We start from the raw sequence: 18,083 nt of genomic DNA, 5'->3' as shown, positions 1-18,083 counted from the left end.
ATTCTGGTAAAATTCTCAAAACCCGAGTGGCGCTGGATCGGAGGGTTGGGGGGATCTACGTCGGTATTTTGCCAGAATTGTCTATTGTTTAATTTAGTTTTATAGTCATTTTAAATGTGCGATTCGTTTCCCTCCAAAGTGGAAGCAAAACGGCTGAAACGTTTTTTTGGTGTGGGTTTGAGGAACGAAGAGTCTAAGCCGATGAACGGCTCCACAAACCCTTATAACTGTGGTGAAAGTTGTCCAATAAGGAGGAAAATACCCGGATTTCCTAGAATTATAATTACATTCCAGGGGTAATAGGCAACCGCCCCACTGCTGAGACTCACCATCAAAAGTTGTGAAGCGGGTTTATTGCTGGTAACTCTTAACACGATAGGGAATCCCCGAAGATCCAATTAGGGTTAGGCGTGGGTTAGCGCAAGCAAACGCCCGTCCTGAACCCTCTCTAATAATAAGTAGCGAAACTGGTTGATCTGCTGCGTTCAAAATGAACATGGGGAATAAATGAGTAATTATTTGATTAACCGACAAAAGTCAAAGTAAGTAGTAAACAATGCTTTGATACTGAAGTCCTAAAAGTACCCAGGGGCATAGGGTGAACCATTAGCTAATTAAACCCGAAACCACGGAACGAAGTATCCCCCTCTTGGCTCTCAAAGCAATTTGAGTAGTGATAAGTGTAAGGGCAAACCTTTGTGGGGGTCAGATGTATCTAGAAGCAAAAGACTGGGGTAATAATGCCTGGTATATGCAGACGGAATACGGCGGTAAAGTTAGTCTTAACATGGTTTACCTGAATACGTTATCAGCCACCCGCAAGGGTAGGAATAAATTAAAACATTCATTGTGCGTACAGTGAGCGAAAGCTGAGTAGGTAATTGCCCCCACAATGCATATGAATGCAATACATCGAACGACCCGAACCGAGCCATCAAGGCGGCATCGTCCAACGGGTCAAAGTGAGAAGAATATGCCAAACGGGATAGTGCAAGCTACCCTAGTAGGAGCCAAGTAAAGCGAGTAACGCCCGGAGCGACAGGGCGGTGAAAGTGGCACGTTGCGTTCTGAATGGTAGGTAGGGAAAGCGATTTCCCTATTGACCCCTAATCGTAAGTCTTAATTATGAGATGAAAAATGCAAAATTCTCGTCAGATAGCGTTTCTAATACTTCGAGATATCCATCGTCGAGGTGCTTTTGCGGATGTGGCTTTGGATAAGTGGCTGCGTCAGGTTCAGATCGAATCCAAGGCTGAAGAAATAAAATCCGATCGCGCAGAGTCTCGGAACGAGAATCGCGCTTTGGTGACCGAACTGGTTTATGGCTGTGTCAGAAGGATGCGATCGCTGGATGCGTTGATTGATTTATTGGCTAAAAAGCCTGCGGACAAACAACCCCCGGATTTGCGGATTATTCTGCATATAGGATTCTATCAACTGCGATATTTAAATCAAATTTCCGCAGCTACGGCGGTGGATACTACGGTGGAATTGGCAAAAACAAATGGGATGTCAGGATTAACCGGGGTAGTTAATGGTTTACTTCGGCAGTATCTTCGGCAGGCCGAAGCTGGTACGATTGAAGATGGACTGATCAAAGCCAGTGGCGATAGTTCTATTCCAGGAAAACATTTGGGAATTATCCATAGTTATCCTGACTGGATTGTGAATAATTGGTTAGAACAATTAGGATTAGAAGAAACTGAGCAACTTTGTGAATGGTTTAATCAATCACCCACCATTGATTTGCGGGTTAATCCATTGCGAAGTTCCGTGGATCAAGTGGAAACGGCATTACAAGATGGAGGAGTTAAGGTTAGTCGTTTGCCTGCTTTGCCCCAAGGATTAAGATTAACCGGAAAAGTGGGAGCGATCGCTGCTCTCCCCGGATATGAACAAGGCTGGTGGACTATCCAAGATAGTAGTGCTCAATTAGTCACTTATTTATTAGATCCTCAACCAGATAGCGTAGTAATTGATGCTTGTGCTGCCCCTGGAGGCAAAACCACCCATATTGCAGAGTTAATGGGAGATAAAGGCACAATTTGGGCGTGCGATCGCACCCCTTCTCGACTGAAAAAAGTCAAAGAAAATGCTCATAGATTACAACTCAAATCGATTCAAACTATTACTGGGGATAGTCGCAAATTATCTCAATTTAAAGAAACCGCTGATTTTGTGCTTTTAGATGCCCCTTGTTCGGGATTAGGCACCCTACATCGCCGTGCGGATATTCGGTGGAGACAAACCCCAGAAAATATTCAAGAAATTTGTCAATTACAAAGGGAACTTTTAGAGCAAGTTTGCCAATGGGTCAAACCAGGGGGCATTTTAGTTTATTCCACTTGTACTCTTTATTCTCCTGAAAATGAAGAGGCGATCGCCGATTTCTTATCTCAACACCATCACTGGCAAATTGAACTACCAAAAGCAGGCAATCCTGCGGCAGAATTTATCACTCCTGAAGGGTGGATAAAAGTTTGGCCTCATCGTCATATAATGGATGGATTTTTTATGGTGAGATTAAGAAAAACTACCCAATAAACTGCCAAAATAGACCAAAATAAAATTGACGGTTTGTAAGGGCGAATAGCCATTCGCCCCTACCGTCAAGAAAATCTCAATTCAGAGATATTTAACTATCTTTTTGGTCGTTTTTCTCAGTGTTTAAGTCAGGGATAATATTAGGACGTTCCGCATTTTCCCAGCCGGGAGGACGCTTGGAGTTATACCAGGCGATCGAACCAATCGTCACCGCTGCAATAAATCCCACTACATAAACAGCGACAAATTCTACGGGAAAATTTGTGGCTGGATTAGCCCCAACCTCGATCAGTATATTCATGCAATTAATGCACGGCGATTGATCGCCGTACCTCCTAACTTAAGAATCAACAATTTCCAATCTTAAAGAAATATTAACCGATCGCGATCGACTTTACTTACTCATAGCCCTGTGGGTATTCATAGTCATTCGTCACCGAAACATTCTCAACTTTTTGGGCATTATCCGGGGTGGTATCGCCGTAAATCACAGAATTAGGCTGTACGGGTTGGGCTTTGATGGTGGGTTCCCGTCCTTCCCAGCTTGGCACTTCAGGAAAGTTTGCCACAGGAATGTCTTCACGTACCTTATTCATAAATTCCCCCCAAGTGAATGCCGCTGTGCCGCTACTGCCCCAAGTGGGATAGCTGTCATCGTTGCCCAACCAAACCCCAGCCACAAGTTGAGGAATATAGCCAATAAACCAGAGGTCACGGGCTTCATCAGAGGTGCCAGTTTTTCCGGCAACCGGGCGATCGCGCAGTTGGGCAGGGCCGCCAGTACCCGCATTAACCACTGATTCCAACATCCAAGTGACAATGGCAGCACTATCACGATCTACCGCTTGTTTGGGAGCGAACTTAGGCTCATAAATCACCTCCCCTCGGCGATCGCGCACTCGGACAATTCCGTGGGGTGGGATATATTTACCTTCTGCCGCTAAGGTGCCGTAAGCACTGGTTAACTCCAAGAGGTTGACTTCGGAACCGCCCAAGGCTAAAGAATAGATGGGTTCAAGTTTTGATTTAATCCCCATTGCATTAGCCAATTTAATGGTAGGTTCAAAACCCACCTCCATTAAGACTTTTACCGCTACCACATTGGTAGAGGAAGTCAGGGCATCCCGCATGGTGATCCAACCGCGATATTTGCCGTCATAGTTCTTGGGTTTGTAGCCATCAACAGTAAAGTTGGCGTCTTCATAGCCATCGGTGGGATAAAACCCAGCCGCGATCGCCGCAGTATAAACCAACCCTTTAAAAGTCGAACCGGGTTGACGTTGGGCTTGAGTGACGCGATTAAACTCGCTTTCTTTGAAACTGCGTCCTCCCACCATTGCCTTAATTTCTCCGGTGACAGGTTCGATCGCCACAAATGCCGCTTGCTCAAATCCTTGGGCATAGCCATCGATTTCCACCGTCTCGCGAATAGTTTGTTCGGCAATTTTCTGCCATTTCGGATTAACCGTGGTTTCCACCGTCAGCCCTCCGAGTTCCAGAGCTTCTGATGAGATATATTTGGGTAATTCTTTTTGAATATAAGAGGTAAAATACGGCGCCTCCACATAAAGCCGTTTCGGAGAACTGGCTTTAATCGCCAAGGGTTCCGCTTTTGCCTGAGATGCCTTTTCAGGAGTAATAAATCCTAACTCAGCCATTGAATCCAAGACTAAATTACGTCGTTCTTTGCTCAGGTCTTGATTCACCAAAGGAGAATAGACACTAGGGGCTGGAGGTAAACCGGCAATCAAGGCCATTTCTGGTAAGGTCAACTGATCTACGGACTTACTGAAATAAACCCAAGCGGCATCTGCTACCCCATAAGCGCCTGAACCTAAATAAACATTATTGAGGTAGCTTTCTAAGATATCTTGTTTGCTGATATGTTTTTCCAGTTTCCAGGACAGCAGGGCTTCCCGCAGTTTCCGCCATACAGTCTGTTCTTGAGTCAGAAAGACCACTCTGGCTAACTGTTGGGTGATGGTACTGGCTCCTTGGACAACACCCCCCGCTTTTAGGTTAGAAAACATGGCTCGGAAAATTCCTTGGTAATCGATGCCATTGTGCTGGTAAAAGCGGCGGTCTTCTGAAGCGATAAAGGCATCAATCTGGAGTTGAGGAATCTTTTCAATGTCGAGTTTTTCTCGCGTGGCAGGGCCTAATTGTTGGAGTATGGTGCCATCAGCGGCTTTGATGGTGACGGTGCCATCCCGGACAAAGCTGAAGACTTCACTCACATCGGGCAATGTGCTGTTTAAGTACCATAAGCCAAAGCCGGCGGTTCCTACACCCCCTGTCACCGCGATCGCACCCACGGTATAGACCCAAAATGACACAGTGCGATACCGGGGTTTGCCATCTTTAGTGGTTAACAATGGTTTTAAGACAACAGCCCATTTGCGTATTTGATTCGCCGTTGACTTTTCTTCGGCAGGATTGGTCTGTTCCTCGGTTTGCGGCTGATTATTTTCAGGATTTTCACTTTCTGAACTAAGCATTGTTGCCGCAACGTCATTGTCGAGCTTTTGATCTGATTGATCTGATTGATCTGATTGATCTGATTGATTATCCCAGGTGGTTAAATCGACATTTTCCGGAGGGCGAACGGCTTCTGGGGTCGATGTTGCTGGGGATAATTCCGTTTGGGGATCCACAGCAGCATCAACCGCAGCATCAATGGGGCGATCGCCTGCTTCGACAGGAGAAGATGCCATAACACCATTGGCAGCCTCTAATTTGTCATCGATCGAGGGTAATTCGGGACTCAAGGCATCATCCTTAGATTCAGACATCCTGACTTTATGAGAGATTTTGGGAAATTTAGCAAAAAAATTGGCCACGTCAACTCCTCAAACACCACCACGACTAAGAAAGACTAGGATCCTGCTAGACGGGATCGCTTGCTCGCAAAAAGAAAAATCATTGAGATAGATTTAATAATGTTTTAGCCGAAACAGTGATGTTTCGGCTAACTTGAAGTATAAACGATCAAAAATCTAACCGTAAGAATACCGCTTTTCTCATCCGTATAAGATACAAAATTTTTTGAATTTCCCATATAAGCGGGCATCAAAGCTTTGGATCTGTATCTGATGAGTCGGATAATTGCTAGAAAATTTCAGGAAATCAGTTAGATCACCTGATGACCGATCGCCAATGCAGTCACCAACATCCCCAAAACCAAAAAGGGTTGGGCACTAGCTTGATATTTCACGTCATTTTCCAGGGGGTTGCGTAAGAAGTACATATCCTGGAAAGTAATTTGCGGGATCACTAATAGGATCAATATGACCGCATAAAGGTTTTGATGAATACTGAGTAAGTATCCGGCAATCCCCAGTTGGAATACATCAATCATTAGTACACAAATCCAGGCCGCAGTTCCTACCCCAAACATCACGGGCAAAGATTTTAAGCCCAGTTGGCGATCGCCTTCCACACTTTTAAAATCATTGACGATCGCAATACCTAATCCCGCCAGACTATAGATTAAGGTGATGATCATAATCTTGGCATCAATTGTGCCAAACAGGGCTTGACCTGCCCACCAAGGTAAGGCAATATAACTCGCACCCAAAGCATAGTTACCCAACCAGCCATTTTTCTTTAATTTCAACGGTGGGGCTGAGTAAATATAGGACAAGAAAGAACCGCCCAAGGCTAAAACCGTAATGGTGGGAAACTCATGGTTTGCCCAAACATCTAAACCATAAGCCACCCCAATACCCGCAAGTAGCAACACCAGAATCTGGGTGACAACCTGGGGAACGGAGATCGCCCCAGAGGGAATGGGACGATAGGGTTCGTTAATCGCATCTAAGTCGCGATCATAAAAATCATTAATGGTTTGAGTATAGCCAGCCAACAGAGGGCCAGACATCAACATACAAGCGGCGGCAATTAATATATGTTCTAATTTCCATTCATAGTTGCCGGAAGCGGCGGCCCCGCAAACCACCCCCCAAATCAGCGGGATCCAGGTGATTGGTTTCATCAGTTGCAGCCGAATTTTCCAAATCGATGTTTCTTTAACATCAGCGCCTTTCATCCCTAACATTTGCCGCGTTTTGGCGCTGCGTTTGGATGTGGGGTCAGGGGGTGCGGGATTAGATGCGTTAGTAGGATTGGACTCAGGTGCAGGCTGGTTGCTCATAATATGACGATTAGACTGTACAACTTATAATGATTAATTTAAGGCATGATGAGCGATCGACTTCAGATTCAGAAACCGATGCTTCGTTTTTTAGCCAACCGGACGTAGCAGCAAATTTATACCCCATCCTCCCAAACCCCGATCGCTGCTCCCCGAACCAGACCAACGCAAAACAAAAGTGCGGTCTTGGGGGTTTCCCCAAGTAGAGCAACATTGTACTCGTCAAACTCCGCGATCGCCGATTGCGGTTCCCCACACTCCTTGGTTTTACGCCCGGTTACAATGACAGGTTTTACGCCCGGTTACAATGACATTGGTAGGTATTGCGAACGAACCATATTAAAAGAGGAATATTTCAGATGCTAGACCAGACAATATCAAAAACAAATTTTTTGTTTCCCACAAAAAATCTACAAGCAATTGCCAAATTGTCTCAATTATTTAATTCAGAAAATCCGGCAACAAAATTAATCCTAAAAAATGGAGAAGAATTGATAATAACTGAAGATATTTATAGCTTTTTACACAAAATAATTCAAAAAATTGAATCTGGTAATATTCTTCATTTTTTACCAGCAAATTATCAAATTACAACAGATATGGCCGCCAATATTCTGCAAATATCTCAGGCTGAATTATTGCAGCTTATAGAATCAAAAGTGATTCCGGCGATTCATCTGGAGGCAGCATCGATAATTTCTCTACAGGATTTACTAGATTACAAAATTAAACGCGATGAACAAAGGGAAATCCTGTTAGATGAAATCATGGAAATTAGTCAACAAGCAGGTTTTTATGAGTAAAGCAGATATTACACAAATCGCTCAAAATGAAGAGATATTTGTTGTTTCAATTGTACCTGAGATAATCAATCAAGGGCGCAAGCATTGCGCCCCTAAAATATTTTTTGATTTGCTGTAGGGGCGCAATGCTTGCGCCCTTGCGCGGGGCAACCACCGCCACGGAAAAGCCCCTACGATCGCCCCTGATTCCTTCTCTCAAGCACAATTGAAATAACTATATTCCGCTAAATTTTATGTCCCACCAGTCTTTCTCTCAATAACTTAATGCGATCGCGCAACTGAGCCGCTTGCTCAAATTCCAAAGCCTTAGCCGCTTGTTTCATCTCACTTTCTAACTGAGTAATTAACTGGGGAATTTCCTCCAAAGGCAACTGTTCAATTAACGGTAAATCCTCGCGGTTTTTCCCATCCGTATGCAACCGCCGAGAAATTTCCAAAAACGATAAAATTGCATTACTAGAAGTTTTCACAATCGACCGGGGCGTAATGCCGTGTTTTTGATTATACTCCAATTGAATTTGGCGGCGACGTTCCGTTTCACTAATGGCTTTAGCCATACTCTCTGTCAGATTATCCGCATATAAAATCGCTTGTCCTTGCACATGACGGGCTGCCCGACCAATCGTTTGAATCAAAGAACGTTCTGCCCGCAAAAATCCCTCCTTATCCGCATCTAAAATAGCCACCAAAGAAACTTCCGGTAAATCCAAACCTTCTCGTAATAAATTCACCCCAATCAAAACATCAAATTCGCCCTGACGCAATGCTTGGATAATTTCAATCCGTTCAATCGACTTCACATCGGAATGCAGATAACGCACCCGCACCCCTTGGTCTTGGAAATATTCCGTCAAATCTTCCGCCATACGTTTAGTTAAAGTTGTCACCAGTACCCGTTCTTTGCGGTCAATTCGCTGGTTAATTTCTCCTAATAAATCATCCACTTGTCCCTTACTCGGTCTGACAAATAACTCTGGATCTACCACCCCAGTGGGGCGAATAATTTGCTCGACAATTTCCCCTTGAGAATGTTCTATTTCCCAATCCCCTGGAGTCGCTGAAACAAAAATACATTGATTAACTTTTTGCCAAAACTCCTCCGCTTTTAAAGGGCGATTATCCGCCGCACTGGGTAAGCGAAATCCATGCTCAATTAACACTTGTTTGCGGGATTGATCTCCATGATACATCCCCCGAATTTGCGGCACGGTAACATGAGATTCATCCACTACTAATAACCAGTCGGAGGGAAAGTAATCAATTAAACATTCTGGGGGTTCCCCTGGGTTTCGACCGGCTAAATGCCGAGAATAGTTTTCTACCCCATTACAATATCCCACTTCCGACAGCATTTCTAAATCATAGCGAGTGCGCTGTTCTAAGCGTTGCGCTTCTAAAAGTTTGCCCGCTTTTTCTAATTCAGCCAATCGATTTTCTAATTCAGTTTTAATATCTTGACAAGCGGCTTCTAGTCGATCTTGAGGGGTGACAAAGTGACGGGCTGGATAGATATTTAAACTATCTAAACTTTGGATAATTGCCCCTGTCACCGGGTCTATATAGCGAATGGCATCAATTTCATCGCCAAAAAATTCAACGCGAATAATGCGGTCTTCGTAAGCAGGGCCAATTTCTAAAACATCTCCTTTAACCCGGAAACGTCCCCGCCCTAAATCCAGGTCATTTCTCATATATTGGAGGGTGGCTAATTCCCGCAGCAATTGCCGTTGATCCAGTTCTTCCCCTACGGATAAAGGAATCGCCGCTTTGAGATATTCGGCGGGAATTCCTAACCCATAAATACAGCTAATTGAAGCGACGACAATTACATCCCGGCGTTCAAATAATGACCGGGTGGCTGAATGGCGCAACATATCAATTTCATCGTTGATGGACGCACTTTTTTCAATATAAGTATCGCTGACCGGGATATAGGCTTCTGGTTGATAATAGTCGTAGTAAGAAATAAAGTATTCAACCGCATTGTGAGGGAAAAAGTTTCTAAATTCGTTGCAAAGTTGGGCGGCTAAGGTTTTATTATGGGCTAGGACTAAGGTGGGTTTGCCAATTTTTTCAATGGTTTTGGCAATAGTGTAAGTTTTGCCGGTCCCTGTGGCGCCCAGGAGCGTTTGGCGGCGTTTTCCTCCTTGCAAATTGGCAATCAGTTGCGCGATCGCCTTTGGTTGGTCGCCGGTCGGTTGAAATGGGGCTTCGAGACAAAAGTTTTTCATTGTTTCTCAGAACTATTGACAAATTGCTGAATATATGTATTAACTTCAGGGATATATTAGCCAAGGCAAAAAAAACCGAGTTGGCGGCTTTTTGTTGGCAATTTTGGGGCAAATTCACCCCGAAAAAACCCGGTTTCTCTGATTGGGATTATATTAACTTTTCTTAAGAGAGCGATCGCATATTTTTATTCCCATCATCTAGATTCTCTATGTATAACAGACCGATGAAACTATGTTTTCCCCAGGCAAAAACCGCCTCCCTTGAAATTAAGCGGGCATCGAGGGGAAATTCTCAGGGCAAAGATAATTGTGGAGCGATCGCCAGCAAACATAACAGCTATCTGATTTGCAGGCATTCCCCTTTGGGGCGAAAGTTTAACTAATGGTGGGGGTGTGGGGGAGGCAATAAATCCCGCGTTCCAGTGGGGTCAACATCGGGATACATGGACATCCCCCACATTTTATGCTAGAGTTAACTTAACATGAATTCATTTTCTTACAAATGGTCAAGGCAACAAAGTACCGACTCTATCCAACCCCAGAACAAGCGTTACATTTTCGACGCTCGTTTGGCTGTTGTCGGTTCGCTTGGAATTATGCCTTGAATCAAGTCAAAGAAACTTACAAGAATACAGGTAAAGGGCTGAGTCGTTTTGCGATTCAAAAAGCCATTACAGACTTAAAAAAAGAGCATGAATGGTTATTAGAGCCTTATTCCCAATGCCTACAAGTTGTTGCTCTTAATTTATCTAGAGCATTTATTAACTTCTTTGAACGTCGAGCTAAGTATCCTAAGTTCAAATCCAAACGAGGGCATCAATCCATTAGTTACCCTCAAAACGTCAAAGTCCTAGACAGAAGCATCAAGTTCCCCAAAATAGGAGAAGTTCCTGCTGTTATTCATAGAGACTTAGAAGGGACAGTCAAAACCGTAACAGTGTCTATGAACAGTAAGGGACAATATTTTGCTTCTGTTTTGGTAGACGACGGAAAAGAATCTCCTGAGCTATCTACTGAAGGGAAAGCGATAGGGATTGATTTGGGGCTGAACCATTTCGCAGTCACCAGCGACGGTTCAAAATTTGCCAATCCACGATGGTTAGAAAAGCATGAGCGCAACTTAAAACGGAAGCAAAAGCGTTTATCGCGCCGCCAAAAAGAGTCTAATAATCGTGAAAAAACCAGACGGCAGGTAGCTGCTATCCATAACAAAATAGCTCGTTGCAGAGAGGATTTTCACCATAAACTATCGCGCAGGATAGTAGACGAAAACCAAGTCATTTTGGTAGAAAATCTGGCTGTACAAAATCTGAGGCAAAATCATTGCCTAGCCAAGTCCATTGGACAAGTAGGCTGGGGGCAATTTTGCACCATGTTAAAGTACAAGGCAGAATGGGAAGGGAAAGTTTATCTGGAAGTTGACAGATTTTTCCCATCTTCTAAAACCTGCAACGTATGCTTAAATAGGGTTGACAGCCTTCCCCTAGATGTTCGTTTTTGGCAGTGCCATAGTTGCGGTACAAAACATGATCGTGACATCAACGCTGCCATCAATATTCGAGATGAAGGACTGCGCATTTTGACCTCTGGAACGGGGGATTCCGCCTATTGTCAAACTGTAAGACGAGGCAGTAAAGGACGGAAGTCTTCTACTGTCTCGCAGGTTTCTGGATAGGAAGCCCACGCCGTAATCTTTGATTCGGCGTGGGTAGTTCACTAATGTAAGCGTGTTATCACAAGCTGAATCCTGTTGTTATTTTAGGGTTCTCCTTGATTGCTAACGGCGTCACAAATCGAATCGAGAGGAATAGACCGTGACCACCAGCACTGAGGAAGCTAAAGGGACAAGCAAAACCAGCAGCCCTGAAGAAAAAAAGACTGTAAAGAAAACTGAGGAAAAAACCATTAACGAGAATCCAGCAGAAACCAAAACATCCGCAGCCATTCAGGTAGCCATACCGAAAATGGTGTTTGCCAACCGCCCGGTCACTCCAAGTAGTTTAGTAGTGGTTGATACCTTCAACCAAGCAGGGATTCGCCCAATTGGCGCCGGAAGCCTCAAAGTTCAAGATACGATGTTTGCTTCCGGGACTCGACCGATTACCTCGAGCACCCTGCACATTACTGGGATGCTGACCGCCCTTCGCCCGATCGCATCCAATATTATTGATGATTATGAAGTCCTGATGGGCTATTTAGATTAAGTCTTGTTTTTTCGATCATCTCATGCCTGTTGAACTCACCCCTGGAGGCATTATTGGCTCAGAAACCAGGGAAAACGTGAGACGACAGGCTTTTATTTGGCTCAAATACCCGAAATTTTACCCAGCTATATTCATGGGGAGCGGGGGAGCGGGGGTGCAGGGGTGCAGGGGGGATATTTTTCTCCTCATCTCCTCTGCCCCTCTGCTCCTGAAACTCCTCTGCCGACGGCGGTCTCCTCTGCTCCTGAAGCTCCTCTGCCCCTCATCCCCTCCGCTCCCCTACACCGATGGCGGCCCCAGACCCTACACCCTAAGAGTCTAAACCGAAATAATCACTAACAATTTGCAAAATCCGCTCACTTGCATGACCATCCCCAAACGGATTTACGGCCTTGGCCATTTTCTCATAAGCCGCCGTGTCACTGAGTAGCTCACTGGCAGCCGCTAGAATCCCCCCTGGTTCAGTCCCCACCAGCTTGGAAGTTCCCGCCTCAACCGCTTCTGGCCGTTCCGTAGTTTCTCGCAACACCAACACCGGCTTACCCAAAGCGGGAGCTTCTTCTTGCAATCCACCAGAATCACTCAATAACAAATAACAGCGCTGCATCGCCCCAACTAACTGACCATAATCCAGGGGTTCGGTTAAAAAAACCCTAGGATGATCTCCTAAGATCCCTTGCAAAGGTTCCCGTACCGTGGGATTGCGATGTAATGGCAACAACAACGCAGTATCGGGAAATTTCTCTAAAATTTGGCAAAATCCTTGGGCAATTCCTTGCAGGGGTTCGCCCCAATTTTCCCGGCGATGAACCGTAGCTAACAATACCCGGTATTTATGCCAGTCCAACCCCTCAACGGGACAATCAGGTTGTCCCTGGGCAACGGTCAGCAACGCATCAATCACCGTATTGCCGGTTTGGTGAATCGCCCCAGCAATCCCAGAACGTTGGAGATTTACCACCGATTGGGTGGTGGGGGCAAAATTAAGCTGGGCGATCTGGGAAATTAAACGTCGGTTGGCTTCTTCGGGATAGGGATTAAATAAATGATCCGTTCTTAACCCGGCTTCCACATGACCCACGGGGATTTGTTGATAAAATGCCGCCAAAGCCGCAGCAAACGCAGTGGTTGTATCCCCTTGCACCAAAACCAGTTGGGGTTTTTCCTGAGTAAACAACTCTTCGAGTCCTTTTAAACTCCGACAGGTAATATCCGTCAGGGTTTGTTTGGGCTGCATAATCTTCAGATCCGAGTCAGCGGCTAAATCAAATAGTTGCATCACTTGATCCACCATTTCCCGATGCTGCCCGGTTAAGACCACCTGAGTGGTAAAAGCTGGCGATCGCTGAAACAAGCTAATCACGGGAGCCAGTTTAATCGCTTCCGGGCGAGTTCCCAGGGTAATACAAATCTTAATCGGGGATTTTGACATATGAATAAACTCACCAGTAAATATTGAAACCGTTAAAATTCTGACAGATCGTCTAAAATTCTGAGAAACGTCACAAAAAAGCCAAATCAAATTTAGTGTAAACAGTCAACGGCTTGACCGTCTGACAATGACCCTAAATTTTTTAATTAATTCATCCATCTGGAAACAGATCGGTGAAAATATTGCTATCCGATGTCTGTATCGTCAACTTAGGAGCCTGTTATGACATCAAAGCGCCCAGCACCACCCCCGCCCCCCGCCGGACGCCCGCCCGTACCGCCGCCGCCGATGGCGGGTCGGCCTCCATCTCCTCCCACTGCTGGGCCTCCCCCCACCGCGCCCCCTGCAAAACCACCGGCGCCCAGCGTACCCGCCCCCCCCGCCCCCGCCCCGGCAGCCGCCCGCCCGCCTCAAGCTAGTCAACCGGCAGCCCCGGCAACTCCGGCAAGTTCGGGTCTTGGTCCGGGACAGCCAACCTTGAGAGATATTATCTGGCGAGCCAATGAAGAAGGGATTTCTGACGTTCACCTTGGTGTAAACGAGCTTCCCCGGTTTCGTAAACGCGGTGAAATTACTGACGCTGGTTATCCCGTAACCGATTTGAATACCTTTATGTCCTGGTTGCGGGAATGCATGACCCCAGAGGAAATTCAACAATTCCAACAAAACTTGGACTTTGACGGGGTGTTTGACTTTGGGTTTGTGCGGATCCGGATCAGTGCCTTTGACTCCTTAGCCGGTCCTGCGGTGGTATTCCGACTGATTGCGGCGAAAATATTGACGATGGAGCAGTTGAGCTTACCGCCAGTGTTTAAAAAAGTCTGTCACTACCACAAGGGGCTGATTTTGGTGACGGGACCGACGGGTTCAGGCAAGTCTACCACGATGGCGGCAATGATTGACTACATTAATAAGGAGTTTGCCCATCACATTATCACCATTGAAGACCCGGTAGAATTCGTCCATGAGAGTAAAAAGTCGCTGATTAAGCACCGGGAAGTCGGACGACATACGCTGAAATTTATGAACGCCCTGAAAGGGGCGCTGCGACAAGACCCGGACATGATGCTGGTGGGAGAAATTCGGGACGCGGAAGCGATGCAAATTGCTCTCAAAGCGGCTTCTACAGGTCACTTGGTGGCGGGAACCCTGCACACTAACAGTGCCGTGGGAACCTTGACTCGGATTTTGGATATGTTTCCCCCAGAAGAAAAACCTCCCTTGAGAAAATCAATTTCCGAATCTCTGGTGGCAATTATTGCCCAGCTACTCTGTAAAACTGCGGATGGGAAACGGGCTGCGTTTCACGACATCTTAATTAATACCGACGTGATTAAGGAATACATCGTCAAAGAACAGTATGAGGAAATTCAACAAATAATGCTGAAAGATACTTTTGAAGGTATGACGACGATGAACCGATCGCTTTATGAGCTTTATCAAGCCGGTAAAATTACTGAAGAAATTGCCTTAGAACAGTCTCCCACTCCTAACGAAATGGGTCAAATGTTGCGGGGTCGGATCTAAGTGCATGATGCTGGCAAGTCCCTGGAAGTTTTGGCGGAATGTCAGACTTCCAGACTTTCTCGATAGGGTTGAGTTTTTCTATTTCACTTTTTATTACTTTTCACACACTTTTCACAGATTTATCGAGAATCCATTGACTACGAAAAAAACTACAGAAATTCCGAAATCCTTTAAAGGAATTGCCCTATTTACTCCTGGAGGAGATGTCATTTATTGTATCGATGCTAATAAACAAGGTAGATGGCATCTGCATTTATGTGCCGCTTTGCAAGAATATCTGGGCTTATCTGAACCTCCACATTTCTTGGTTCCAGGTTATACAGCAACCGTTGATCGATGGCTCGATCCGCGCACGCAGCAAGTTAAAGTTTTTGCGGAGGCTTATCCCCCGGTAATTCGTCATCAAGGATTACTTAATCTTTTATTTGATACGGGTGATTTAGTTTGGGCTTGTTCTCATTGGCCTGAAGATTTATTTTATCCAATGGTATTGGGTAAGTATCATCAAAAATTCCCGATTCTTTGGCAAACTCACCAGTTTATTTTTCGCTGCGACCCTCCGGAAAATTTTCTCAGTTTTGCCTCTAACAACTCAGCGGATAAATCGGGTAAAGTTTCTATTATTGTATCGGCAAATCAAGAGTCCCTTCAAGAATCAACCCAAGAATATGTATTTCATTTATTTGTATCCGGTCGGTCGGCGATTACCCAGCGAACTATGGAAATTTTGCATCAAATTTTAGAAGATTCTTTGGGGATGACTTACACTTTAAAAGTTATTGATATTTCCCGGCATCCAGAACAAACAGAAATTTATCAAATTACTGCTACTCCGACTTTGGTAAAAATTTGGCCATTGCCGATGAGAAAAATTGTGGGTGATTTAGAAAATTTGGATAAACTGAGACAAGTTTTATCCACTTTTAGGTAATCTAATCAGGACTTACGCTTTCTAATGGGGTTTTTACCAGCCCTTGTCGGAGCAATTCACGAATCGCCGTTTTATAATTTTGGCGTAAGTCCTGAAGTGGGTTCCCTATTTTAAAGTGATTTAAGAGAATCCGATAATGTGCCGATCGCACTAGGAATATTGTCCTTGGCATCTTCGGTGGCTGACACCAGTAACATGATAATTTGATCTTGATTCTGTCGCACCAAGATTTCACCTGTTATCGGCTGTTTATTTTTGCCAATGGTGAGGCTACCTGTCCAGGGAATTAAAATTTCTCCGGGGGATAATATTTTTAACTGATTTGGTTGAAATCCTTCTCCCCGTTGAAACTGATTGCTGGCCATTTGTGCCAATGCTTCATTGGTGAATGATTCGGTGGTAATTTTGGCTTGCACAACTACGGTATAAGCCAGATTTCCATCCGGTGATTCGATTAATGGTGCATCGGCGATTCGCGAAGGCGATCCGCTTTGCGGAATCGCGCTAACTTTGTAGTTTTCCAGAATTCCCACTTCAAATCGACCCTGGGGATCTTTGTACGGTGCCTCACTCAGTGGCAGGGTCGGGGCTGAGAGGGTTGCCGCAGGCGGGTTGGAAGTGGTAGCTGGGGCTACGGAAACTCCGGGGGACGCAGGTGCTGCTGCCCTAAAAAAATTTTGAACTGCTGAGGTAGAGGGCTCTACGGTGCTAAAAATCAGCAGCATGGAAGTGATCCAAGCTAAACCGATAAACCACAATTGTTTTCGTTTCATATTCTCCACTCCGATATTTTATCTGCCCAAAATCGATGCACTATCGCCGAAGAAGAAAACCCCCGCAATACATCCGGTCATTAAGGTGGCTAATGTGGCAGCCCATAAGGATATCCAACCCAGAGAACTGATTTCATTGCGCCGAGAGGGGACTAGACTGGCCAAACCGCCGACGAAAATCCCATAGGAAGGAATGTGGGCAAAGCCACAAAGCACATAGCTGACAATCAACATGGCGCGATCGCTAATGAGTTGTTGTGAATTCAGTCGGGCGAGTTCAATATAAGGCGGAATTGAAGTTTGCAGCACCCGTTGGCCAATTAACACCGAAGCTTGCCAAATTTCTGGGGGATTTAAGGAAACCCCAGTTAACAAAGTTAAGGGGAAAAATAACACCCCAAAGATATTATTCAGAGTGACGACAGAAAACAAGTTGCCGATCAATTGCCAAGGGGCAAAAGAACTCTGGGAAAGACCGGCTAAACTACCAAACATATTATTTAAGATTGCCACCAACCCAATAATCGCAATTAACACCGCAGCAATCCCGGTGGCCATGTTCACTCCATCCAGGGCGCCCACAATTAAGCTGTCCATTGGGCTGGGTTTTTCTTGGCTGTCATCCTCTGGTTCTTCGGGAATTGTCCCCAATGTTTTTGGTTCTTCTTTTTCTGGCACCAGGATCTTGGCGATGACAAAGCAAGCAGGAATGGTGATAAACGAAGCCGACATCAAGTGAGCGGTGATATTGGGAAATGTCCCCCGCAAATAACCCGCATAGAGTCCCAACACCGTGGAGGCGATCGAACCAAAACAACTGGTTAAAATGGCACAGATTTCACTCCGAGTCATATCGGCCAAAAATGGCTTGACGGCGATCACCGATTCAATCCCCACAAAGATATTCGCTGCCCCGGATAGAGATTCAGCCCCACTAATTCCCATCGTGGCCCGAAAGACTATGGCACATAATTTAACAATGGGTTGAATTAATCCCAAACGGTACAACAAACTGACCAGTGCAGAGAAGAAAACCACCTGGGGCAATGCCCGAAACGCGAAAATATAACCAAAGTCCAGAAAGTTGTTGCCTAGGCGATCGCCCGGAACTGCCACATAAGGATTTTGTAATGCCCTAGTAATCCAGCGTCCGGCGGCTCCAGGCCCCACGGATTCCATCTTGGGCACAATCAAGTCCCCAAACAGAAACCGAGCCCCGGTATCAGCCGCGTCAATTAAGGCATTAAACAAATCGCCCAAATTGGCGATTAGATTGCGGGTGATGGGGACTTGAAACACCAACAACCCCAGCACCAATTGCAGAGCAATACCCCAAACAATCACTTTGATTGGTAATGCTTTGCGATCTTCGCTTCCCAGCCATGCCACGAAGCAAAGCGCAAAAATTCCCAGAAAGGAAATTAAATTTAAGGTTAAATTCATCGATCTAGTAGTCTCCTACTGGAAACACTCCCTCATCTATCT

15 protein-coding genes are annotated in these 18,083 nt (G+C 45.4%); 8 read left to right on the top strand and 7 right to left on the bottom strand.

What is annotated here, in order from left to right; genetic code table 11:
• Positions 1-1,137 precede the first annotated feature (1,137 nt).
• Positions 1,138-2,544: a 16S rRNA (cytosine(967)-C(5))-methyltransferase gene (locus AM228_RS23105; RefSeq protein WP_054469293.1), complete on the top strand. Its 1,407-nt coding sequence runs from the start codon at positions 1,138-1,140 to the stop codon at positions 2,542-2,544.
• Positions 2,545-2,635: 91 nt separating this feature from the next.
• On the opposite strand, the gene psb35 is transcribed toward AM228_RS23105, so the two are convergent.
• From psb35 to chlG, 3 genes are all read right to left on the bottom strand, one after another.
• On the bottom strand, positions 2,636-2,845 hold the full coding sequence (psb35, locus tag AM228_RS23100; RefSeq protein WP_054469292.1) for a photosystem II assembly protein Psb35: 210 nt from the start codon (positions 2,843-2,845) through the stop codon (positions 2,636-2,638).
• 97 nt (positions 2,846-2,942) lie between these two features.
• Positions 2,943-5,336, bottom strand: a complete 2,394-nt coding sequence (locus AM228_RS23095; protein WP_231636919.1) for a transglycosylase domain-containing protein — start codon at positions 5,334-5,336, stop codon at positions 2,943-2,945.
• 338 nt (positions 5,337-5,674) lie between these two features.
• Positions 5,675-6,697, bottom strand: a complete 1,023-nt coding sequence (gene chlG, locus AM228_RS23090) for a chlorophyll synthase ChlG (protein ID WP_054469291.1) — start codon at positions 6,695-6,697, stop codon at positions 5,675-5,677.
• A 29-nt stretch (positions 6,698-6,726) separates the two neighbouring features.
• Here chlG and AM228_RS35650 point away from each other — a divergent pair, with 29 nt between their 5' ends.
• The 3 genes from AM228_RS35650 (at position 6,727) to AM228_RS36395 (ending at position 7,618) form a co-directional block, all read left to right on the top strand.
• Positions 6,727-6,903, top strand: coding sequence for a hypothetical protein (locus AM228_RS35650; RefSeq protein WP_190878263.1), 177 nt, complete (start codon positions 6,727-6,729; stop codon positions 6,901-6,903).
• Between the two features lie 153 nt (positions 6,904-7,056).
• On the top strand, positions 7,057-7,500 hold the full coding sequence (locus AM228_RS23085; RefSeq protein ID WP_054469290.1) for a hypothetical protein: 444 nt from the start codon (positions 7,057-7,059) through the stop codon (positions 7,498-7,500).
• A complete protein-coding gene (locus AM228_RS36395; RefSeq protein WP_255353255.1) occupies positions 7,493-7,618 on the top strand; it encodes a hypothetical protein in 126 nt (41 codons plus the stop codon). Before AM228_RS23085 ends, AM228_RS36395 begins: the two co-directional genes overlap by 8 nt.
• 106 nt (positions 7,619-7,724) lie before the next feature.
• On the opposite strand, the gene uvrB is transcribed toward AM228_RS36395, so the two are convergent.
• On the bottom strand, positions 7,725-9,731 hold the full coding sequence (gene uvrB, locus AM228_RS23080) for an excinuclease ABC subunit UvrB (RefSeq protein WP_054469289.1): 2,007 nt from the start codon (positions 9,729-9,731) through the stop codon (positions 7,725-7,727).
• 502 nt (positions 9,732-10,233) lie between these two features.
• On the opposite strand from uvrB, the gene AM228_RS23075 reads away from it, so the two are divergent.
• Together AM228_RS23075 and AM228_RS23070 are read left to right on the top strand one after the other, a co-directional pair.
• Positions 10,234-11,406 carry an RNA-guided endonuclease TnpB family protein gene (locus AM228_RS23075; protein WP_054469288.1) on the top strand — a complete coding sequence of 391 codons (1,173 nt, stop codon included), beginning with the start codon at positions 10,234-10,236 and terminating at the stop codon, positions 11,404-11,406.
• Positions 11,407-11,545: 139 nt separating this feature from the next.
• The gene (locus AM228_RS23070; RefSeq protein WP_054469287.1) at positions 11,546-11,935 is read left to right on the top strand and encodes a hypothetical protein; all 390 of its coding nucleotides are present in this window, start codon (positions 11,546-11,548) and stop codon (positions 11,933-11,935) included.
• Positions 11,936-12,245: 310 nt separating this feature from the next.
• Here AM228_RS23070 and wecB read toward each other — a convergent pair whose 3' ends face one another.
• On the bottom strand, positions 12,246-13,367 hold the full coding sequence (gene wecB, locus AM228_RS23065) for a non-hydrolyzing UDP-N-acetylglucosamine 2-epimerase (RefSeq protein ID WP_054469286.1): 1,122 nt from the start codon (positions 13,365-13,367) through the stop codon (positions 12,246-12,248).
• A 222-nt stretch (positions 13,368-13,589) separates the two neighbouring features.
• Between wecB and AM228_RS23060 the strand changes: the two genes are divergently transcribed.
• The gene (locus AM228_RS23060; RefSeq protein WP_054469285.1) at positions 13,590-14,894 is read left to right on the top strand and encodes a type IV pilus twitching motility protein PilT; all 1,305 of its coding nucleotides are present in this window, start codon (positions 13,590-13,592) and stop codon (positions 14,892-14,894) included.
• Between the two features lie 133 nt (positions 14,895-15,027).
• Entirely contained in the window at positions 15,028-15,825 is a 798-nt protein-coding gene (locus tag AM228_RS23055) for a circadian clock KaiB family protein (RefSeq protein ID WP_231636918.1), read from the top strand.
• 110 nt (positions 15,826-15,935) lie between these two features.
• Here AM228_RS23055 and AM228_RS23050 read toward each other — a convergent pair whose 3' ends face one another.
• Positions 15,936-16,598 (bottom strand): hypothetical protein, encoded by a 663-nt coding sequence (locus tag AM228_RS23050; RefSeq protein ID WP_054469284.1) that lies wholly within the window; start codon positions 16,596-16,598, stop codon positions 15,936-15,938.
• 18 nt (positions 16,599-16,616) lie between these two features.
• The gene (locus AM228_RS23045; protein WP_054469283.1) at positions 16,617-18,041 is read right to left on the bottom strand and encodes a NupC/NupG family nucleoside CNT transporter; all 1,425 of its coding nucleotides are present in this window, start codon (positions 18,039-18,041) and stop codon (positions 16,617-16,619) included.
• Positions 18,042-18,083 lie beyond the last annotated feature (42 nt).

The sequence above is a fragment of the Planktothricoides sp. SR001 genome (genome assembly GCF_001276715.1).
Taxonomy (GTDB): domain Bacteria; phylum Cyanobacteriota; class Cyanobacteriia; order Cyanobacteriales; family Laspinemataceae; genus Planktothricoides; species Planktothricoides raciborskii.
Note: the sequence above shows the minus strand (reverse complement) of the source record. Positions and strands in the feature narration are given on the sequence as shown.